General features: G+C 62.9%; 13 protein-coding genes. 5 read left to right on the top strand and 8 right to left on the bottom strand.

The window, feature by feature from the left end:
- Nucleotides 1-69 precede the first annotated feature (69 nt).
- The 4 genes from RXV95_RS07635 to RXV95_RS07620 all read right to left on the bottom strand — a co-directional run bounded on the left by RXV95_RS07635 (nucleotide 70) and on the right by RXV95_RS07620 (nucleotide 6,579).
- Complete coding sequence (locus tag RXV95_RS07635; protein ID WP_338468408.1) at nucleotides 70-3,306, bottom strand: error-prone DNA polymerase; 3,237 nt, start codon at nucleotides 3,304-3,306, stop codon at nucleotides 70-72.
- A 66-nt stretch (nucleotides 3,307-3,372) separates the two neighbouring features.
- Nucleotides 3,373-4,878: a DNA polymerase Y family protein gene (locus tag RXV95_RS07630; protein WP_338468528.1), complete on the bottom strand. Its 1,506-nt coding sequence runs from the start codon at nucleotides 4,876-4,878 to the stop codon at nucleotides 3,373-3,375.
- Nucleotides 4,829-5,611 carry a hypothetical protein gene (locus tag RXV95_RS07625; RefSeq protein WP_338468407.1) on the bottom strand — a complete coding sequence of 261 codons (783 nt, stop codon included), beginning with the start codon at nucleotides 5,609-5,611 and terminating at the stop codon, nucleotides 4,829-4,831. The genes RXV95_RS07630 and RXV95_RS07625 overlap by 50 nt, the downstream gene beginning before the upstream one ends.
- A gap of 56 nt (nucleotides 5,612-5,667) precedes the next feature.
- Complete coding sequence (locus tag RXV95_RS07620; RefSeq protein WP_338468406.1) at nucleotides 5,668-6,579, bottom strand: LysR family transcriptional regulator; 912 nt, start codon at nucleotides 6,577-6,579, stop codon at nucleotides 5,668-5,670.
- A 123-nt stretch (nucleotides 6,580-6,702) separates the two neighbouring features.
- Here RXV95_RS07620 and RXV95_RS07615 point away from each other — a divergent pair, with 123 nt between their 5' ends.
- From RXV95_RS07615 to RXV95_RS07605, 3 genes are read left to right on the top strand one after another with little or no spacing between them, the layout of a single operon-like run.
- On the top strand, nucleotides 6,703-7,896 hold the full coding sequence (locus tag RXV95_RS07615; RefSeq protein ID WP_338468405.1) for an HlyD family secretion protein: 1,194 nt from the start codon (nucleotides 6,703-6,705) through the stop codon (nucleotides 7,894-7,896).
- Nucleotide 7,897: 1 nt separating this feature from the next.
- On the top strand, nucleotides 7,898-9,421 hold the full coding sequence (locus RXV95_RS07610; RefSeq protein WP_338468404.1) for a DHA2 family efflux MFS transporter permease subunit: 1,524 nt from the start codon (nucleotides 7,898-7,900) through the stop codon (nucleotides 9,419-9,421).
- 3 nt (nucleotides 9,422-9,424) lie between these two features.
- Nucleotides 9,425-10,933 carry an efflux transporter outer membrane subunit gene (locus tag RXV95_RS07605; RefSeq protein WP_338468403.1) on the top strand — a complete coding sequence of 503 codons (1,509 nt, stop codon included), beginning with the start codon at nucleotides 9,425-9,427 and terminating at the stop codon, nucleotides 10,931-10,933.
- A 57-nt stretch (nucleotides 10,934-10,990) separates the two neighbouring features.
- Here RXV95_RS07605 and RXV95_RS07600 read toward each other — a convergent pair whose 3' ends face one another.
- The 3 genes from RXV95_RS07600 to RXV95_RS07590 all read right to left on the bottom strand — a co-directional run bounded on the left by RXV95_RS07600 (nucleotide 10,991) and on the right by RXV95_RS07590 (nucleotide 15,818).
- Nucleotides 10,991-12,223 carry a dipeptidase gene (locus RXV95_RS07600; protein WP_338468402.1) on the bottom strand — a complete coding sequence of 411 codons (1,233 nt, stop codon included), beginning with the start codon at nucleotides 12,221-12,223 and terminating at the stop codon, nucleotides 10,991-10,993.
- A 2-nt stretch (nucleotides 12,224-12,225) separates the two neighbouring features.
- Nucleotides 12,226-14,610, bottom strand: a complete 2,385-nt coding sequence (locus tag RXV95_RS07595) for a TonB-dependent receptor (RefSeq protein WP_338468401.1) — start codon at nucleotides 14,608-14,610, stop codon at nucleotides 12,226-12,228.
- Nucleotides 14,611-14,972: 362 nt separating this feature from the next.
- A complete protein-coding gene (locus RXV95_RS07590; RefSeq protein ID WP_338468400.1) occupies nucleotides 14,973-15,818 on the bottom strand; it encodes a GGDEF domain-containing protein in 846 nt (281 codons plus the stop codon).
- Between the two features lie 381 nt (nucleotides 15,819-16,199).
- Here RXV95_RS07590 and RXV95_RS07585 point away from each other — a divergent pair, with 381 nt between their 5' ends.
- Nucleotides 16,200-17,618 carry a glycosyltransferase gene (locus RXV95_RS07585; protein ID WP_338468399.1) on the top strand — a complete coding sequence of 473 codons (1,419 nt, stop codon included), beginning with the start codon at nucleotides 16,200-16,202 and terminating at the stop codon, nucleotides 17,616-17,618.
- A complete protein-coding gene (locus RXV95_RS07580; RefSeq protein ID WP_338468398.1) occupies nucleotides 17,615-18,565 on the top strand; it encodes a hypothetical protein in 951 nt (316 codons plus the stop codon). Before RXV95_RS07585 ends, RXV95_RS07580 begins: the two co-directional genes overlap by 4 nt.
- A 47-nt stretch (nucleotides 18,566-18,612) precedes the next feature.
- On the opposite strand, the gene RXV95_RS07575 is transcribed toward RXV95_RS07580, so the two are convergent.
- On the bottom strand, nucleotides 18,613-20,868 hold the full coding sequence (locus tag RXV95_RS07575) for a BTAD domain-containing putative transcriptional regulator (RefSeq protein ID WP_338468397.1): 2,256 nt from the start codon (nucleotides 20,866-20,868) through the stop codon (nucleotides 18,613-18,615).
- Nucleotides 20,869-21,043: the final 175 nt, after the last annotated feature.

The raw sequence follows: 21,043 nt of genomic DNA, 5'->3' as shown, positions 1-21,043 counted from the left end.
GCGGCGCGGACATTTTTCGTGCGGCGACGCCAAAGCCGATGATTGCCGGGCAATGCCGTTTACTGCCAGTCAATGAAAGTCCCGCGACCGTGGCAATATCCTGACGTTGCGCGGATGGCTGCGCGGGCGGGAGTAACCGGAAGGCGCGGCATCGCCGCCGTGCGGTGCATCGGGACCGGCGGGGGGATTTTCCGAAAGCCGGTCAAGCATAGCGGTGCGGTCAACGATGCGCTGCGCCATCAGGTGGACCACGCCTTCGTCGCTACGCTGGATCGTGCCTTCGATCAGCATAAGCCGCGCCGCCATGACCGCGCGGCGCTGACGCTCCATATCGCGCGCCCACAGCAGCGCATTCACGATCCCCGTCTCGTCCTCGATCGTGATGAACACGGCGTTGCCCTTGCCCGGCCTCTGGCGGATGAGCACCACGCCCGCCACCCGCGCCTTGCGGCCTTCGCGCATGGCATTGGCCGCTGCGCAGGACAGCACGCCTTCCTGCGCGAGTGCCTGCCGCAGGAACTGCATCGGATGGCCCTTCAGCGAAAGACGCGTGGTCTGGTAATCGGCCACGACCTCCTCTGCAGCAGACATCGCGGGCAGCGCCGGATCGGGTTCCGCGCCCAGTTCGGGCGCTTCGGCGGCGGCGAAGAGCGGCAATTGCCCGGTTGGCGTGCGCCGCGCTTCCCACAAGGCATCGCGGCGCTTTACGCCCAGCGAACCGAAGGCATCGGCATCGGCCAGCTTATGCAAGGCCGCGGATGGCAGCCCGGCACGGCGGGCAATATCTTCAAGCGACACGAACCTGCCGCCTGCCCGCGCGGTTGAAACGGCCTTTGCCCAATCCTGCCGGAAGCCATGGATGCGCGACAGGCCCAGCCGCAGCGCCAGCGCGCCATCTGCCGTGTTTTCAAGCGTGCAGTCCCAATCGCTGGCGTTCACATCGGCTGCGCGCACTTCCACCCCGTGTTCGCGCGCGTCCTGCACCAGTTGCGCGGGCGCATAGAACCCCATCGGCTGGCTGTTGAGCAGGGCGCAGGTGAACACCGCTGGGTGGCGGCACTTGAGCCAGGCCGAAACATAGGCGAGCCAGGCGAATGCCTGCGCATGGCTTTCGGGAAAGCCGTATTCGCCGAAACCCTTGATCTGTTCGAAGCACCGCTCGGCAAAGTCTTCGTCATAACCGCGCGCCACCATGCCGCCGACAAGCTGTTCGCGATAGCGGTGGATCGTCCCGTGGTTGCGGAAGGTCGCCATTGCGCGGCGCAGACCGTCCGCCTGGGCAGGGGTGAACCCGGCCGCCACGATGGCAAGCTTCATCGCCTGTTCCTGAAACAGCGGTACGCCCAGTGTCTTGCCCAGCACATCGCGCAGTTCGTCCGGGTCGTGCGGCGGCGCGGGCGAAGGGAAGACAACCGCTTCCTCGCCATTGCGCCGCCTGAGATAGGGATGGACCATGCCGCCCTGGATCGGCCCCGGCCGCACGATCGCCACCTGGATGACAAGATCGTAAAGCTCGGCCGGCTTCATGCGCGGCAGCATCGCGATCTGCGCACGGCTTTCGACCTGGAAGGTGCCGATCGAATCCCCGCGCCGAAGCATCCGGTAGGTTTGCGGGTCTTCGCGCGGGACCGTGGCCAGCGTAACCTCGCCCAGGCCGTGCGCGCGCAGCAGGTCGAAGCCCTTGCGGATGCAGGTGAGCATGCCGAGCGCCAGAACATCGACCTTCATCAGCCCCAGCGCGTCGATATCGTCCTTGTCCCACTCGATGAAAGTGCGCTCGGGCATCGCCGCGTTGTGGATCGGCACCAGTTCGTCAAGCCGCCCTTCGGTCAGCACGAAGCCGCCGACGTGTTGCGACAGGTGGCGCGGAAAATCGAGCAGCCGGTCGACCAGTTCCTTCAGCCGCGCGATCTGCGGATTGGCAAGGTCGAACCCGGCTTCGGCGACGCGCGCTTCGCCCACCTCCCTGCCCAGGCTCCCCCAGATTGTGCCGGCAAGCCGCGCGGTCACATCCTCGCTGAGACCCAGAGCCTTGCCCACTTCGCGGATCGTGCTGCGCGGGCGATAGTGGATCACCGTGGCGGCGATCCCCGCCCGTTCGCGGCCATAGCGCGCATAGATGTACTGCATGATTTCCTCGCGGCGCTCATGCTCGAAGTCCACGTCTATGTCGGGCGGTTCGTCGCGCTCTTCGGACAGGAAACGGCTGAACAGCAGCTTTTCCCGCACCGGGTCGATCGGGGTCACGCCCAGCAGATAGCAGACCAGCGAATTCGCCGCCGATCCGCGCCCCTGGCACAGGATCGGTGGATCGAGGCTGCGCGCATGGCGCACCACGTCATGCACGGTGAGGAAATAACAAGCATAACCGCGCGCGCGGATCAGCCGGAACTCTTCGTCCAGCGCGCGGCGATAGGCATCGGGCAGGCCATCGGGGAAGTGTGCGCGGGCGCCTTCCGTCACCAGGTGTTCCAGCCAGCCTTGCGGCTCCCAGCCTTCGGGCACCGGCTCGTGCGGATATTCGTAACGCAAGTCGTCAAGCGTGAATACAATGCGGCCAAGAATATCGCCGCTCGCCGCGATCGCTTCGGGACAGGCGGCGAACAGGCGCGCCATCTCGGCCGGCGGCTTCAGGTGTCGTTCGGCATTGGCGGCAAGACGGCGGCCCGCCGTTTGCACGCTCGCCCCTTCGCGCATGCAGGTAACGACATCGTGCAGCACCCGCGCTTCTGGCTTCGCATAAAGCGCGTCGTTGGTAGCAAGGAGAGGCACCCTGGCCGCACTGGCCAGCGCCTGCGCCTCGACCAATCGCCGCGCATCGGCCCCGGAACGGTGCATCGTCGCAGCCAGCCACACCGCACCGGCGCGGGCTTCGGCCAACCGGTCAAGCATCTGCCGGTCACGCCCGGTGGCAATCAGCAACAAGTCGTCTGCATGATCGAGCAGGTCCGGGAGACGCAGGATGCAGTCACCTTTTTCGGCGCGGCGGTTCCCCAGCGTCAGCAGACGCGTCAGCCGTCCCCAGCCGTGGCGCGTGGCGGGATAGGCGATCACGTCTTCCGTGCCGTCGGCAAAGGCCAGTCGCGCTCCGGTGACGAGACGCAACCCGCTCGTCGTGCCGCCGATCCTGCGCCACGCCATGTGCGCGCGAACCACGCCCGCCACGGTGTTGCGGTCGGCGATACCAATGCCCGTCATGCCGAGTTGCCAGGCGCGTTCGACCATCTCGGCCGGATGCGAGGCGCCGCGCAGGAACGAATAGTTGGTCGCCGCGGCCAGTTCCGCGAAAGCGGGTTCGGCGTTCATGCGAACAGGCCATTTTCGTGGACCTCTTCGCTCATGCGAACAGGCCATTTTTGTGGACCTCTTCGCTCATGCGAACAGGCCGTGCAGATACCAGCGCGGATCGGGCTTTTCTTCGTAAAGGCCGTGGCGGAACACCCAGTAACGCCGTCCACGCACATCCTCTACGCGGTAATAGTCGCGCGTCATCCCGCCCTTGCCGGGATGCTCTCCCCCCTTGCGCCGCCACCATTCGGCAGCGATGCGTTCCGGCCCTTCGTAAAGCCGCACTTCGTGCAACTTGCGCCGCCAGCGGAAGCGATGCGGCGGGCCGTCGGGCACTTCGGCGATAACTTCGATCGGCTGCGGCGGATCGAACAGGAACAGCGGGCGCATCGGCGGTTCGTCCGGTGGCGGCGCGGGCCAGCGCACCGGTGCGCGCACGCGGATCGCGGGGAAGGCAAGCTGGGCCTGTTCGGGGATGTGGCTGTCGCCCGGTTCCAGCCGTTGCAAGGCGTCCGCCCCCAGCCGCGTACTCAGCCGGTCGACCAGATCGCAAAGCGCGGCCCCGGCCCGTTCCTCGCCATCGAGCGCAGGCTGCGCAGGGGCGAGTGGCTCGGTCACGCCGACATGGAGCACGATACGGTCATAGCCGAAACCGGGATCGAGAGGGTCGGCCAGTGCCGCGATACGTTCGTCGAACAGGCGCAGCACCGGCGCGGGATCGCGCGTGGGCCGGCCGGTTTCGATTTCAAGGCGCTGGCGCGCGCCATCACTGCGTTCGAGCACCAGAAGGAAGGCGCGCCCGCCCAGCCCGCGTTCTTCCAGCACTTGCGCCGCCTCCCGCAACAGCTCGAGGAAGCAGTTGGCGATCGCCGACCGGTGGCTGACAGGCTCTGCGAAGCGGCGCTGGAAGCGCAGCGGTTCGGGCTGGGAAAGCGCGGGGATCGGCGCCTGCTCCTCGCCAGTAAGGCGGCGCAGCGCGATGATCGCTTCCGCCCCGAAACGCGCGGCAATGGACGCCGCGGGGCGCGCCGCGACATCGCCCACGGTCCTGAGCCCGGCGCGGCGCAGTGCGGTCGAACCGTCCGGCTCCAGCCCCAGTGCCGCGATCGGCAAGGCGCGGATCGCATCGTATTCGTCACGCACCGGCAGCGGTGCATGGCAGGCAAGCGCCAATGCCGCCTCGGCAGTATCGGCGCAGGCGATCCGCACGGTCATCCCGGTGCCGACGAACGTTTCCTCCGCTTGGGTGGCAAGCCTCGTCTCGCCGCCGAACAGATGCCCGGCCCCGGCAATGTCGAGCACGATGGCATCGGGCGGCATGGCGGTGACAAGCGGCGACCAGCCGATACAGCGGCGCGCCAGGCGATCCAGCCAGTGACGGTCGGCCTCTTCGTTCCATTTGGCAATGGCAAGGTCCGGATGGCGGGCCCGCGCATCCGCAAGGCCCAGCCCCGGCGCGAGGCCGAGCGCGCGCGCGCGCGCATCCACCGCGGCCAGCCGCAGTGCGCCCTTGACCTTGGTAACAAGGACAAGCGGTGTATCAGGCGGCGCGTCGTCCGATGACGGGGCGAATCGTTCCGGCGCGTGAATCCGCAGCCGCTCCGCCGGCAGGAACGGGAACCACAGCGCCAGATAGCGACGCTTCCCGGAACATGCGTTGATCACGGTTCCACTCCAGTTTCCAGGCGAGGCCCGCCGGACCCGAACGCTGGCGGAGCAATTCGATGGCGAAAACGGGCCGTCCCGGCGCATGGCCGGGCAAGGCGCGCGACGGAGCGGCGGACACCTGCCAGCGGGTCTGCGCCGCGCTGGACGAAGGGCAGGCATCTATCCGCAGCACAAACAGCGGCACGCCCGATTTTTCGGCGGCAAGGACAAGGCGGCGGCTCGCCGTCAGGTCCAGCCCCGACATCTTCCCCCATCCCTCTATCACCACGGCACCCGGCGCGGCGCTGCGCAAGGCATCGACTGCCGCGCGCAACAACATCTTTTCGTCAGCCACAAGGCCGAACAGGCAGCGTTCTGGCCGCCCGCCCAGCTCTGCCCAGCCATTTGCCTGGAGCGTGCCGGTGCGGCCCGCGTCACGCCGTGTGCGCAACCACAACAGGGGGCGCCTCCGATCCTCGCTCATGCCGCTGGCAAGCGCGGCCACGAAGCCTGCGGCGGCGGCAGCATCATCGGCCTCCGCCGCATAGACTTCATGCACCCGGCCACAGGCGAAGCCGCCCGCCAGCGCCGCATCGAGCGATGCCGCTCCGCTTGGCCAGCGAGACTCTGCAATCTGCGATTCGCACTTGTGGAACGGGGCTTGGGCGACTCTCATTTGTTCTCTTTATGTTCTATTTTTGAGTCGATCAAGCCATCCGCCCTGCCCCGACGCTATATTTCCTTCAGCCGGTTAAGCAGCCACAGGATACCCGCATCCTGGCGCAACCTGCCTTGCCACAGCGCCATCATGGTGAACCTGACCGAACGCGCCGGCGTGTCGAGACAAACCACCCCCATGCCCCGACCGACCCTGGTCGCCAGGCGGCGCGGAACCTGCGCGATAAGCTCACTCTCGCTTACGGCGGCAATCGCCGTCTGGGCATCGTAAACGACCGCCCTGGCATCCATGTCGAATACGCGTTGCGCCCCTCCGACATCGGACACCTGGCGTGTTTCAATCAAGGCGCTGGGCAAACCGAACGGATGCGCGGTGCCGATCTGCAGGTGATGCGCTGCCTCAAGATCGGCAACCGTGACCGGGCGACGGGAGGCAAGCGGATGATCCGATGCCGCGATCCAGGCGAATTCGTCCGAAAACAGCGGCTCGGTCACAAAGCGATCGGGTACTTGATCGAACAGGCCGACCGCCAGATCGACCGATCCGTCCTCCAGCATTGCCGGCAAATCCTTGTCGGGCGGAACCAGCCGAAACGTAACACCGGGGGCAGCCCTGCGCCCCCATGCGATCAACTGCGGGGCAATAAGCGTGCAGAAATAGGAACCCACCGCCAGCGTGAACGTGCGCCGGGCAGTCGCGGGATCGAATTCGCCCGGCGTCAGCGCGTTTCTCAACCGAACCAGGCCCGCATGAATTTCCGGCGCCATTTCCACGGCCCTGGCGGTTGGTTGCAGGGATCGGCCCGATCGCACGAACAGCGGGTCCTGGAACGCGGCGCGCAACCGGCGCAATGCATGGCTTACGGCGGATTGGGTCAACCCTAGCCGATCGGCAGCGCGCGTGGTGCTGCGCAATTCGAACAGGGCATCGAAAGTTTGCAGGAGGTTGAGATCAATCTGTTTCATGAATTCTGTTCATATCATATCGGCCAAATCGCCATTAGATAAATTATTGCGACGCACTATACCGGCGGTCTTCAAGCCCTCAGGCAGAACATCGTCTATCAATCGTCGCAAGGAATCCCGCAAGTGGAGCAATCATCTCCGTTGGAGGAAACACGTCCGGCACAAGGCCACGATGTGCTAGGAGACGAATGGAGCACAGACCCGGCGTTTTCGGAATCGACCAGCGCCGAAACATCGCCGGACGAACAGACAAAACAACGCGGCGGCCTGAAGAAGTATCGCAAGGCGCTGCTCATGCTCGCCCCTGTCGTTCTCCTCGTGGGCGGGCTTTACGTCTATCTCAGCGGCGGGCGTTACGAATCGACCGACGACGCATTCCTGCAAACGGGCCTCGTTTCGGTGAGCCCGGACATCAGCGGTCGGGTCATCTCGGTTGCCGTTCACGACAACCAGCGCGTCACCAAGGGACAAGTGCTGTTTCGCATCGACCCAGCCCCCTTCCAGGCGCGCGTGGCCAAAGCCGAGGCGGACCTTGCCGATGCAAAAACGCAAGTATCGTCACAGCGGGCGGACTTGCGCAAGGGACAGGCGCAGCTGGCAGCCGCCCAATCGCAGACGAGTTATGCCGAAAGCGAGATGGCCCGGCAGAAGGAGTTGCTGGCCGAAGGCATCTCCAGCCAGAACCAGTATGAACAGGCGGTATTGGCGGCACGGACGGCCCGCGAAAACGTGCGGACGGTCGAACAACAGAACGCCTCGATCCAGGCAAAACTGTCCGGCAATGCCTCGGCTCCTTTAAGCAGCCAGCCTTCGGTTCGCGCTGCCCAGGCGGTCCTCGACCAGGCGAAGCTGGATCTTGGCTATACCGTGGTCCGCGCGGCGCAGGACGGCGTCGTGGCCAAGGTGGACCAGTTGCAGGTGGGCGATTTCGTCACCGCCGGCAGGCCCGTCTTCATGGAAGCGGGAACGCGCATCTGGGTGGAAGCGAACTTCAAGGAAGACCAGCTGCAATATATGCGGCTGGGCCAGCCCGCGACGATAACGATAGACGCCTATCCCGACCTCGATCTCAAGGCTCATGTCTCAAGCTTCAGCCCGGCAACGGGTAACGCGTTTTCAGTGCTACCCGCAGAGAACGCCACCGGGAACTGGGTGAAGGTCGTGCAGCGGCTGCCGGTCCTGCTTTCCTTCGATAACCTGCCTGCCGATGCGCACCTTCACGCAGGGCTGAGCGTCGAAGTGGAAGTCGATACCGGCCATCGGCGTAAGCTGTTCGGTCCGGACGCCCCGCCCAGGCAGCCGGCCGCCCGCCAGTAGGATGGACGATCAATACCCCGCTCCGGCGACACGGGCATTCATCACCGCATCGGTGATGGCGGCGACCGTGATGAACTCGCTGGACAGCACCATCGCGAATGTCGCGCTGCCACATATGCAAGGCAGCGTCGCGGCGTCGGCGGACCAGATCACCTGGGTACTGACGAGCTATATCGTCGCGGCGGCGATCATGACGCCGCTTACCGGCTGGCTGGCCGGACGCATCGGCCGCAAGCGGCTGATCCTATGGTCGATCGTCGGATTTACCATTGCTTCGGGCCTGTGCGGTCTGTCGACAAGTCTGGGCGAACTGGTCGGTTTTCGTCTTTTGCAGGGCATTTTCGGGGCTGCGCTGGTGCCGATGAGCCAGGCCATTCTGCTGGACATCAACCCGCCCGAACGGCACGGCCCGGCGATGGCGATCTGGGGCATGGGCGCGATCCTCGGCCCGATCATCGGTCCGGCGCTGGGCGGCTATCTGACGGACAATTTTGATTGGCGATGGGTGTTTTACATCAACCTGCCGGTCGGGGTCGTCGCATTTGCCGGACTCTGGCTGTTCCTTACAGATTCAAAGTCTCCCGCGCCCCAGCGGCTCGACCTGTTCGGTTTCACCCTGCTGGCGCTGGCGATTGCATCGCTCCAACTGATGCTGGATCGAGGACAGCAACAGGACTGGTTTTCCTCATGGGAAATTTGCGGCGAGGCCACCGCAGCCGTGACTTTCTTCTATCTGTTCATCGTCCACACGCTGACAGCAGACGAACCTTTCATCGACCTGGCCCTTTTCAGGGATCGCAATTTCGTCTCCTCCTCGATTCTCGGCTTCTTCCTGGGGGTTCTGATCTTTTCGGTCCTGGCCCTGCTTCCGCCGATGCTGGAAGGGTTGATGGGATATCCTGTGGTCCTTACCGGTCTGGTCACCGCCCCGCGCGGCGTGGGCACAATGGTATCGATGGTCATCGTCGGACGACTGATTGAGCGGGTCGACGCACGCCTGCTGATCGGAACAGGAATGGCAATCGCCGCCTATTCGACCTATCGGATGAGCGGCTTTACGCTGGGCATGGATGAAAGCCTGGTCATTTCATCCGGCTTCATCCAGGGGATCGGCACCGGACTGATCTTCGTACCGCTTTCGACAATTGCCTTCTCATCGCTCGACTCGCGCCTGCGCAACGAAGGCGCGGCGATGTTCACGCTCGTGCGCAATATCGGCTCCGCCATCGGCATTTCCGTTCTGCAGGCAATGACGATCCGCAACGCGGATACCGTCCATTCTCGCCTCGTCGAGGGCGTCCGACCGGACAACCCCATGCTGCAAAAGGCAATGCCAGGCGTAGATTTCACCCTTCCTTCCACATTGGCGAAACTGAACGCGGAAGTGACCCGACAGGCGAGCATGGTTTCCTACACCGACGCTTACCACGCGCTGTTCATCACGACCCTGATCGTCGCCCCACTGATCCTGTTCATGAGCCCCCCGAAAAGGGGCGGCGATGCACCGGTTATGCACCTGGACTGACCAATGCCCACACTTCATCACCTGAGAAATCTTCTGTTCGTCGGACCGGCTATTGCCGCACTGGCAGGATGCACGGTCGGCCCGGACTTTACCCCGCCCGCCTCTCCGGGCAGTTCGACCTACCGCAGCACGGCAGAAGAGCAGCAGTCACAGGCAAAAGGCGTCCCGGCCGTGAATCAGGGGGCCGGGCCGCAATTGCGCTGGTGGACCGCATTCAATTCGCCGGAAATGAACGCTCTGGTCGATCGGGCTCTTGCCCATAATGCCAGCCTGGAGGCGAGCAACGCCACGCTTGCCGCCACGCGTGAAGAGCTTGCCGCCACCCGCGGCGAACGGTTGCCGCAAGTGGATGCCAACGCGCGGATAGAGCATGAACAGGCCAATCTTGCGGCTTTCGGGTTCAAGCCCAATTCCGGGCTTGGCCTGAACGGTAATCCCGAGTTCGACCTTTATTCGATCGGCGGAGGTGTTTCCTTCAACCTCGATCCGTTCGGCAAGTTGCGTCGCGGCGTAGAGGAAGCCGCGGCGAAGGCCGAAGCACAACAGCGCCAGGTGGAAGCCGCGCATCTTTCCATCGCGGGACAGGTCGTCAATCAGGTGCTGACCATCGCTGCGATCCGCACGCGCATCGCGACCGCCAACGCGCTGCTCGACGACGACAGGCGCAACATAGACCTGACGCGCAAGCGCAAGGACGCTGGCGAAGGCACGCTGGTCGAAGTGCTGAATGCGCAAAGCCAGTTCGAAAACGACCGCAGCGACATCCCACAGCTTGACCAGCAACTGGTTGAAGCCCGCCATCTTCTGGCCACCCTTGTGGGCATCGCGCCGGCCGACCTTGGCGCCACGGATTTCGATCTCGACACCCTCACCTTGCCGCAATCCATTCCGGTTACCCTTCCGTCCGGGCTGGTGCACAAGCGGCCAGATATCCTGCAAGCCGAAGCCAATCTCCACAGCGCGACGGCGGCGGTGGGCGTTGCCACGGCAAACCTTTATCCCGACGTCACGCTTGGCGCGACGGTCACGCAGGGATCGAACGACATCGATCACCTGTTCAGCAAGTCCACGCGCGGGTTTGACCTGTTCGGCGGCATTCTCGCGCCGATCTTTCACGGCGGAACGCTGAAGGCAGAGCGGCGCGCGGCGGTCGACCGGGCGCACGCGGCCGCGGCGACCTACCGCCAGACCGTGCTCGACGCCTTCCGGCAAGTGGCCAACCTGCTTCAGGCGGTAAACAGCGACGCGCGTTCGGTAAACAACCAGCGCGAGGCAACCGCCGTGGCGCAAAAGTCGCTGCACCTGTCGCAACGCAGCTATCAGGTCGGCAATACCGGTATTCTCCAGATACTGGATGCCGAGCGACAATATCAGCGCGCACGTTCAAACCTTGCCGAAGCGCGCGCGCGGCAGATCCTGGATATAGCCCGCTTGTATGTTGCGACCGCAGGTGGCTGGATCGGCCCCGCACAGGCGCAGGTGAAGACCAACGCCGACGATCGAACGAGTTAGGCAGGCGGGCCGCGCACCGACCGCGGATCACACCGCGGCGGCTGCGCGGCCTGTCCTTCAAACGGCCTTGGCGGCCTCCACCTGTCGCATGACCCTGAGGATATTTCCGCCCCAGATCTTCGCTATGTCCTGCCGGCTGTAACCGGCCTTGAGCAGGGCCTGCGTGATCCGTGGCAAGCCGCTGGCATCTTCGAGCCCGACGACACCGCCGCCACCGTCCCAGTCCATGCCGATGCCGACATGATCCGGCCCGACTACTTTCAGCGCATGAAGCAGGTGCTTCATGAAATCGTCGAACGTCGGCCGGTCTGTATCGGGATACTCCGCGTCGATCTGGCGGCGTTTTGCCAGCATTTCCGAATAGGCTTCGGGCGAAAGTTTTGCGTCTTCGCGCATCTGCGCGAAAAGCGCCTTGTAAGCCGCGGCCCGTTCCGGATTAGGCATTGTCGCGCGCAAGTACGAGCCATAGCTGTTGATCTGGATGACGCCGCCTTTCGCCGCAAGCGCTCGCAAACGATCATCGTCGACATTGCGGGGATGATCGAAGATCGCCTTGCAGCCCGAATGCGACAGCACGACAGGCGTGGTCGAATGTTCGATCAACTGGTCGAGCACCTCGTCGCTGGAATGCGAAGCGTCGATAATCATGCCCAGCCTGTTCGCTTCGGCCAGCAGCTTGAAGCCGAGCGGGCTCAGTCCATGCCATTTCGGCCCGTCGGGGTCAGTCGAACTGTCAGCAAACTGGTTGTTGCGGAAATGCGCGAAGCCCGTTTCGCGCACGCCCATCTCGTAAAACAGCTTGAGCAGCGAAACATCCTCTCCCAGCGGATAGGCGTTCTCAATGCTCATATAGACGATGCGCTTGCCCTCGGCATTGATCCGCGCGGCATCGCCAGCCTTCAGTGCCAGTTCGAACTGGTCGGGGTGCGCGGCAACCATCATGCGGATGGACATTCCGCGCATCACCGCGAAATCGCGAACCCGTTCATAATCAGCGGTGTCCAGCGGTCCTTGCGGCGTGTAAATCGCCCAGAACCCGCCATCCAGCCCTCCCTGCTTCATCCGTGGCAGGTCGACCTGGGTATAGTCGGCATGAACGTCATGCCGGTCCATGATCGACCAGCCCGGCCGGTCCAGCGAAGCGGGCGTATCCAGATGCGTGTCGAGCGTGATCATCTGGCGCTGGAAGGCCATGACGTCGGGCGGAACCTGCCCGTCAGACCCCTGCGCGGCCTGAAGCGGGAGCAGCAGGGCCGCTCCCGCCAGCAACGAACGAACGTGTCGGGCCAAATTCAATACTCCGCGGAAATAGTAAACTGGAACGTGCGCGGCGACAGCGGCCGGTAATAGGCGAACTGCGGTGCCAGCGGCAGGATAAACGAAAGGATATCCTTGTCGAACACGTTGTCGACATTGATGCGCGCCTTCACGCTTTTGAGCGGGCCGACCTGGATACCCTCACCGATATCAACGTAGGCATTGAACACCGTATAGGGCCGCACCGCGATGGGTTCGTAATTGGTCACGTCGGCATAGCGCTTGCCGGTGTATTTACCCGAAAAGTTCGCCACCAGCCACGGCGCGGGCTCCACCGTCACACCGCCCGAAACAAGCCACTTCGGGCTGTCAACCACGTAGTGATCCGCAGACGGCGTACCATCCGGCATGTTGTCCATGTATTTCGCGACGTTGTAGGTCACGTTCAGGTTGGCATAGGCCAGCCCGTTCAGGAACGCGGGCTTGTATGTCCCGGCGAATTCTGCGCCATAGGATTTCACCCGACCGACGTTCACGTAATAGCTTTCGGTCGCGCCACTCGATCCGGGCAGCGGCACCGCCAGTTGCTGGATGCGGTTGCTGAAGCGGGTGTAATAGAACGCCAGCGAAGCGAAAAACTGCGACTGGTTGGTTCGCACGCCCAGCTCGAAATTGCGCGACCGTTCGGGCGTGGGCGCGGGGACGAAGGCCGACGTGCTGCTCAGCGTGGTGGAGAAGATGTCGTCCATGCCGCGCGGCAGGGCCATGTTCTCTGCGTAAGATGCGAAGAACTGGGTCCGCTGGTCCAGCTTGAACAGCAGGCCCGCGGTCGGCAGGAAAAAGTCGCTGTAATGCGCGGAACCGACGCCCGGCCCGTATGCCGCGGTCTGCCCCGCATAGTACGGGAAATAGTCGGCATAGTCGCGATAGCCGTTCAGCGTGTAGTCGAGGTTCAGCGCCTTGACGCCAAGATCGGCAATCAGACGATCGTCCATAAACTTGATCCGGTCGCGCAAGAACAACTGGGTCGTGTCGCGCTTCGAATGATAGTCGCGGCGCAGATAGACGGCTTCGTCAGTTGCGGGGCTTGCCGGCGATCCGTCCGTCGTATTCAGGCGAAGCTGGGTGCGGTGGTACTTGTCAGTCTCGGCCCAGATACCCGCCTCAATCGACTGGATTCCCCATTCCCAGCTCAGCTTTGCGGTGATGCCATAGCGATCCCCCGGCACGCCCGACTTGCCGTATTGCACGCCCTTGGGCGCCGTGACCGGCAGGCCATAGGCGGCTTCGCGGCTATAGAGACCAAGGCTGTTGGCATAGCTGTCCGGCGACACGCCGAACCCGGCCTTATGCTCCCAATACAGCGTCGATTCCGCGCTGAAGTTGTCCGTGATGCCGCCGTGGAGCGTTGCCGCATAGAGCCGGTCGTGCCGGATATTGATCGCCAGCGGATAGGTGTAGGTATAGTTGGAATTGGAATAGTCCACACCCGCGACGGTGGACGTGAAACCCGGCGTAGTGGGTGGCGGCACGTCGATATAGCCCTGCCAGCGCCCGCTCTTGCCGCCAAGGTCGGTTCCCGACGTATATCCGGCAAGCGAAAGGAACGGCGAATCGTTGTCATTGAAGTCGTTCGACACGAATTTCAGCCGCAACCAGCTGGAACTGCCGATGTCGGCATGAGCAATCGCTTCCCAGTGCTCGCGGTGCACGCCGCCCGCCCCGCGCCACAGGTCGCTGTCCAGCTTGGTGCGGCTGACATAGGCCTTGAACGGCCCGATGCGCCCGGTCGAAAGCCGGATGAACGTCCGCTTCATGCCGAAATCGCCAAAGCTTTGCGACACGAACAGGCCAAGGTCTTCTTGAGGTTCAATAGAGTTGTAGGCAACGACCGGCCCCAGCGAGTCATAACTGGGCATACTGACATCGCCAGCGCCCACCGAAGCGACCACGCTGCCCAGGTTCTCGTTATCGACATAGCGGAATACCGGGCTGCCGCCGAAGGCATCGCTGCGGCCAAGCGGCACGCCATCGAGGACGAAGCCGATCTGCGACAGGTCGAACGCGCGCACGTGCACGCTGTTGCCGAACTCATAGAGGCCCAGCGATCCGTCGGTCTGCACGTTGAAACCGGGAAGCTGCTCAAGCATCTTGAGGCCCGACACGCCGGACGGCGCGGAAAGCAGCGCCTTGCGCGTCACCGCGACAGTGGCGGTCACTTCGTCGGTGCCGATCGCCTTGTCGGCTTCGGAAATGCGGCTCCCGGTCACGACAATCTCGGCAGCGGGCGCGTTGCCGCGATCCGCGCCTTCGGCCTTTTCCTGTGCAAAGGCAGAAGTCGGCGCGAATGCAAGGTCGGCGCAAAGCGCAAGCGCAAGCGAAGCACCGATGCGCAACCTGGTTCTGAGCGTTCTGGTCATGATCGTGACTCCCCGTTTCGCCCTGTCGGGCACAAGTGAGCCTCCGACATCCAGAGCAGGAAAAGCCCGCTCCATCCCCCAGCCTGCCCCGGATTTCCGGTTATGATCGGAAAGGCGCGAAACCCGATTGTCCGGTTCCACCGAAAGCCGGTTCCGCATGTCCGCGCGCCCTTCTGCGTCTAGAAACGAGACTGAAAGGGAAACCCGCCATGAAACTTTTGCGTATTTTCAACGCAAGGCATTGCCTTCTGCTCGACAGGGCATTCCAATTCCGGGGAATTTCGGGCTTACCACGTTGCTGGGCGGGACGCGGGCAAAGAACCCGTCACGTCAAACCGGATGGCTCCACCCGTAGAAGCAGATCAAACCGCCGAAATCTTCGCAAGCGCACTTTCGCCTGGCGTCGGATCGATCCCGGGATGGGCGATCATGCCGCCGTCCCTTTGCCGGATTACGGAGTTGAGATTGGCAGGCAGCGCCGTCTCCAAAGCCGGGGACAGGCTGTCCCGACCGTTCATCTGTTGCGCGGTCGCCATAAGATAGCCGGCCCGAACGCGCTTCGCCGAATACATCAGCTTGTCCGCCAGCTTCAGTTCGGCGTCGATCGAGCTCGATCCGCCAGCCAGGAACAGGATGCCCAAACTGCATTTCAGGGCGGCCTCATCCAGGCCAGGGGAAGAGTTCAGGTTTTGATTCAAACGGTTGGCGACTGTTCTTGCAGCCCTTTCATCCTTCACTTTCATGAAAATGACGAATTCGTCCCCGCCGATTCTGGCGAAGAGGTCATTCTGCCGGATCGTATCCGTTACGCGGTTTGCGAAATCGCGAAGCCCCTTGTCGCCAAGTTCATGGCCCTTCTCGTCATTCAGGCGCTTCAATCCGTCGACATCCGCGAACGCAAGGATCGCCGGACCTTTCCTGCCGGTGGCTGCCTCAATAATTTCGAAGAACGCTTGCCGGTTCAGGGCGCCGGTCAACGGGTCCGTCCTGGCCAGCTGCCATTCCCGCTCAAGCGCCCTGCGTGCCAGGCCGAGCATCACGGCCACCGCCATCACGCAGAACAGTTTCAACGCATAGTTCAAGACAAAGGAATGCGGACCGTAAGGGTAGGTGCTGTGATTGCCGGTCAGCCCGTTGACCGAAAGGACAATTACGCCAAGCGCAATGGAAAAGCGGCAGTTCACGAACCACGCGGCGAATGCGGCCAACAGGAAATAGACCGGCCCAAGCCAGACGTCGCGAGGGAAAAGGTAGTCGGCTGTTACGGTCAACGCCGCAATCGCGGCAAGGACAGGCGCGGCCAGTGAAGCCGGAATCTGGAAGACGACCGAACGCGGCAACCGGAAGCCGCTGGCACGCTCACGCCGCCGATCGGTCTGAACAATTAAGGACATACGCTGCCATTAACGCGAAGATGGCTAATGCTTCGGTACGCCCATGATGCGTAGTCCTACGCTATCGGCGCTATCCGCGAGGACAAAGGTGCTGTCTTTTCGGGACTCGCCGCACGGGCTTCGTCCGATGATACGTAACGACAACATAGGCGCGCGTTAACCAAATATCATCCGAACCGGGTCTAAGCGCGCAGGATGTTCTTTCAGCGCATAGATCCGTCCGGCTCAGAGACGCGCGAAGTGCGTCCTGGTGGCGAGCACGATCCGTCCAGCCCCGAACCGGGGCACGGCAAGAGCATGTATCTATTCCTCAAAGCGAAGTTCGTGGTCGCCTGCCTTTTTGCGGTCGCGTGGACGACGATGAGCGTGTGGCTTTCGTTCCCGTGGCTGCATGAGCTCGCAAGTGTCGCGGGCATCGTGTTCGCGGTGATTGCGATCACCTTTATCGCCTATGTTCCCGGCTTCATGAATGCCTTCCTCCTGTCGACGCTCCTGCTCGACAGGCGGCCTCCCCGCGTCGCGCTGCGCACGTGTCCGGGCGCAACCATCCTGGTTGCCGCCTACAATGAGGAAGCCGCGATCCGCGATACGCTGATCAGCCTTTCGCGGCAGGACTATGCCGGGCCGGTTGAAATCCTTGTTCTTAACGACGGTTCGACCGACAGGACGGTAGAGATCGGTTCCGAGACGATCGCCAGCCTGGAATTCGGCGCGAACATGACGGTCCGGATCATCGATTTTGGCGTCAATCGCGGAAAATCGGCCGTTCTGAACGATGGCCTGCGCGAAGCCAGCCACGACCTGATCCTCACGATAGACGGCGATTCCTGGGTGAAGAAGGACGGATTGCGCAAGCTCGTCGAACGGCTCTTTTCCGATCCGCCCGACACACAAGCCGTTGCCGGCGCGGTAATGGTTCGCAATTCACGAGAGAATTTTCTCTGCCGGGCGCAGGAGTGGGACTATTTCCACGGCATCGCATCCGTAAAGCGCATGCAGGGAATGTATCACGGCACCCTTGTCGCGCAGGGCGCATTCTCGATCTATCGCCGAAAGGCGCTGGAAGATGTGGGGGGCTGGCCCGAATGCGTGGGTGAGGACATCGTCCTGTCCTGGGCGCTTTTGCGCCGCAATTACCGGATCGGCTACGCGGACGACGCGCTTGCCTTCACCAATGTCCCCACAACGCTTCGGCAATTCGCGTTGCAACGCAAACGCTGGTCACGCGGCCTGATGGAGGCATTCAAGGCGCACTGGCCGCTGCTGTTCAAGGCGCGCATGTCCACGCTCTTCGTCTGGTGGAACGTGTGCTTCCTGCCGCTCGACCTTGTCTATACGCTGATCTTCATGCCGGGCCTGATCCTGGCCTGCTTCGGCTATTTCTACATTGCCGGGCCGCTGACCATCGCCGTCCTGCCGCTTACGATCCTGTGGAACGGGATCATCTTCCGCATCCAATCGAACGTCTATCGGCGCGAGGGGCTTGTCATACGCAAGAATCCCGGCGGATTCCTCTTCTATGCGCTGGGCTACAGCCTTCTGATGCAACCGGTCTGCGTGTGGGGATACCTTGCCGAGTTGTTCGGCCTTCGCAAGAACTGGGATACGAAATGATCCGCGCCGCGCGCTACCCTGGCGTTACCCTTGTGGCGGCCCTGGCCGCGTCTGCGATCTGGGCAGGCCCGGCGCTCGCACAGACAGTTGCACAAGACGGCACAGGCCCAAGTCCCGCTGCGGGCCTCGAAGTCTCGGCCAGCACGGATTCCGACGGAACCGATGTGATCAAGGTGCTTGGGCGCGCCCTGTGGAACTTCGAAGGCAAAGACAAATATGCGGGGATCGCTGTCGAACACGCGTGGTTCAGCCCCGCTCGCGGCCGGGCCAGGGTAGCCGATCGCGTTTATCTGGACCTTGCGGACAGCCTGAACGCGGACTGGCGCTGGCGCGCGAGGGTCGGCACGGACGGGCATACGGTCCTTGGCAGCGCGGAACTGCGCAAGGCGGACTGGTCCCGCAGCATTTTCGTAGAGCGCGACATCGTCGAAACGGAGCAGGGATTAACCCGCCCGATTTACTATACCTTCGTCGGCGCATCGACGGACATCCCGATCAATGACAGAAACACCTTTGCCGTCGTGGCAGGCGTGCAGAAATTCTCTGGCAGGAACGAACGCCTTCACCTGCGCGGACGATACGTTCACGTAATCAAGCCGGACGCGGGCCTCAGCGCGCAGCTTTACGTGCAATACTACCACTCGACCGCGCCAAACGAGTTCGACTATTTCTCGCCGGAAAATTTCGTTCGCGCCTTGCCGATCCTGCAGGTGCGCAGGTTCGATGCCAATGGATGGATGTATCTCGCAGCCGGCGGCTTCGGCGCGCAGAATACCACCGGAGGGGGATGGACGTCGGCCAGATTCGCCCAGTTACGCGTAGAGAGCCCGCGTTCGTCGAGGAAAATCGATGCCTTCGCGGAAATTACCTACACCAACGATTCCATCACGGGCGGGCCAAACTATAACTACGTGCAAGGAAGGGCCGGACTGACCTTGCGGTTCTGAACATTTCCGGCCCGGGAAATGGCGGTCGCGCGATGTGCCGCCGTTTCCTATGTTTCGGTCTCACGCTGCCGACAATCGTAGGGAAGATCCGCTTCGAAGCAGAAATCGGGCCACTGGCCGCTTTCCTGCCAATAGGCCAGCAGGCCGGACCGGGCGGCGAGCTTCAGGAAACGCGGGTCGCGTTGAAGCGGCTTCATGAATCTTCGAAAATATATCGTGGTATCTATGGAGATGTCTCTGACATCCGTATGGTCTATCAGGTCGAACGCCTCGTCGGAGCGGCCGAACTGGCCCAACACCTGGATATAGTTCCAGGCGGTAAACGGCATCAGTCGGTATTGTTCGTCAAGGAGCTTCACGGCCCGGTCAATATTCTCGCTTGTGGGGGCCGACCGGGCAAGAACATAGGCGCGCATCGCCCGCTTCCATGACGTTCCGTCACTCAGGATTGGCAGCACTTTCGCCGCATCGCCATATCGCAGGTCATACGAAACTCTTGCATCCGTGACGGACGGTGCATCGGGCCAGATGGATTCGGCATGGTTCAAAACGGCAAGCGCCTCGTCCGTCCGCCCCGCATGGATAAGCAGGAATGCGAGATTGCCTTGCAGGGAAGGCGCGAACTGATCGAGGTCACGTGCCTCGCGCGCGGCGTCGACAGCACCCCTCACCCGCCCCACAGACCACAGGAAGCGCGAATATTCCGCCCTCAGGGGCGCATATCCCGGATCGGCATCCACGCCCTGCCGCAAAAGCGCCTCCTCGCCGACAAGATCCTTCGGCGCGTCCAGATGCAAGAGAATTGCTTTCGCAAGAAAGATCGCCCCCGGCCCCGCATCCCCCGCCTGGGCAGCGGCCACGTGCGCGGAAGCCGCGTCGTGCAACGTTTTCACGTCGATCTTTTCGTTCGCTTCGATGATCTGTTGCTGCGCAAGCATGGCTTCTTCAAGGGCCAGTTCGGCTTTGGCGCGGTGGAATGACGGCGCTTCTCGAACGATGGCACGCAGCAGCATCACCTTGCGCCAGCTTGCTGCCCCGCCGGGTTCGCTGCACACCTCAACGTAACTGGCGATCGCGTTTCGCGGTGCGTCCTCGCTGCTGGCCTTGCGAGCGCAAATAAGCGCCTTTGCGGTGATCACAGCCAGCCGTTTCCGGAACATGTCCGGCCCCGCCTGCGAAGCGGGAAAGGCTTGCGACCAGACAATATCGCCGTGCGGGCTGACAAGGCTGAGTGCGAAAGGCTCTGTTTCCCGCGCCGATCCCGCGTGCGCCTTCGCGTCAACCAGCAGGACGAAGCCGTCAGCCGCCCTTTCCGGCGAATTGCCGGCAGAGCGAATGCGCAAGTTCGCAAGGCCCGGCGCATCGAAATCGACAAGATCTGATGCAAGCCTGTCCGACCACAGCTTCGACAGCGCGGGATCGGTGGATGAGCGGGCCGGCATTACCGAAATGACGCTGGATGCCGCCCTCGCCTGGAAACTGCCGGGATATAGGGCAGGCAGCGCGGCAATGGCCAAGGCGATCACGCCGACACCCGTCGCGGCAAGTTTCCAGTTCGCGAACCACGGCGCTGAGGCAGGCTTCGTTTCTTTCACGTCCCGATCAGCCGTTGTCGCGCCGTCGTCTGGCGCGGCACGGGCAGAAGATGTCCGGTGCTCGCAAGTCTGGTCCAGCAGTTCGTTAAGCAGGAGTTTGGTCGTATTGGACGGATCGACCGAAAGCTCGTCCCACAACGCGCGTTCCAGTCTGTTGAAGCGGCGGACCAGCAACGAGTGGTCGCCAAGCGCAGCATCCACCCTCATGCCCAGCCTGGCCACGCGCTCGTCAAGGCTTTCGATCACCTCAAGCCTGTCGACCAGATCGCGAATTTCGCCGATTTCCGTTGCGGTGGCCCCTTCCAGCTTCCCTTCGGCCGCCTTCAGCGCAGCCGTTACCAGATTGGCCGATCGCCTTCGTTCTTCCGCTTCCCGCCACGCATCGAATCCCTCGCTGGTATTCGTGAGATCGCCCAGAAGAACGCCGCCGCCCTCGACGATCGCCATCCGGTAATGGTCGAGCGTGGGCAGTCTGTCCGCTTCGATCTCCATTTTCGAATCCGGTGACAACGCACTTGCATTGACGCGGATCGCATCGGGATCGATCCGCAACAGGGGCGTATCGCCAAATGCAAACCGGCGAAGCTCCTGCACGCATTTGCGAAGGCTGTTTCGTGAATGATCGGGGTCTCCGTCACTCCAGAGCAGTTCTGCAAGCGCTTCGCGCGAAACCGGCGAACCGGCGCGGCTGGCGAGGAATGCGATCATGGCCCGGGCCTTCTTGCCCCTGGGCGTGACATCGCACCTCGTCGAATCGACTAGCCCGAACCGGCCCCACCAATTCAGTTTGAAAGGGGGCGCGATCGACGTGGACCTCGCAAAAGCTCCCATAGGAGCCAGAATGCCACAAACGCCGATCTTTGGAAATAAACGCCATTTCGGA

Source organism: Novosphingobium sp. ZN18A2 (assembly GCF_036784765.1).
In the GTDB taxonomy this organism is placed as follows: Bacteria; Pseudomonadota; Alphaproteobacteria; order Sphingomonadales; family Sphingomonadaceae; genus Novosphingobium.
The sequence above is the reverse complement of the archived record's forward strand: the minus strand, read 5'-3'. Positions and strand labels throughout refer to the sequence as shown.

What these genes read in the sequence shown, in the direction of transcription:
- RXV95_RS07580 (WP_338468398.1), top strand. Translation starts at nt 17,615, where the DNA reads ATGATCCGCGCCGCGCGCTACCCTGGCGTTACCCTTGTGGCGGCCCTG.
- RXV95_RS07605 (WP_338468403.1), top strand. Translation starts at nt 9,425, where the DNA reads ATGCCCACACTTCATCACCTGAGAAATCTTCTGTTCGTCGGACCGGCT.
- RXV95_RS07625 (WP_338468407.1), bottom strand. Translation starts at nt 5,611, where the DNA reads ATGAGAGTCGCCCAAGCCCCGTTCCACAAGTGCGAATCGCAGATTGCA.
- RXV95_RS07610 (WP_338468404.1), top strand. Translation starts at nt 7,898, where the DNA reads ATGGACGATCAATACCCCGCTCCGGCGACACGGGCATTCATCACCGCA.
- RXV95_RS07585 (WP_338468399.1), top strand. Translation starts at nt 16,200, where the DNA reads ATGTTCTTTCAGCGCATAGATCCGTCCGGCTCAGAGACGCGCGAAGTG.
- RXV95_RS07635 (WP_338468408.1), bottom strand. Translation starts at nt 3,306, where the DNA reads ATGAACGCCGAACCCGCTTTCGCGGAACTGGCCGCGGCGACCAACTAT.
- RXV95_RS07620 (WP_338468406.1), bottom strand. Translation starts at nt 6,579, where the DNA reads ATGAAACAGATTGATCTCAACCTCCTGCAAACTTTCGATGCCCTGTTC.
- RXV95_RS07595 (WP_338468401.1), bottom strand. Translation starts at nt 14,610, where the DNA reads ATGACCAGAACGCTCAGAACCAGGTTGCGCATCGGTGCTTCGCTTGCG.
- RXV95_RS07575 (WP_338468397.1), bottom strand. Translation starts at nt 20,868, where the DNA reads ATGATCGCATTCCTCGCCAGCCGCGCCGGTTCGCCGGTTTCGCGCGAA.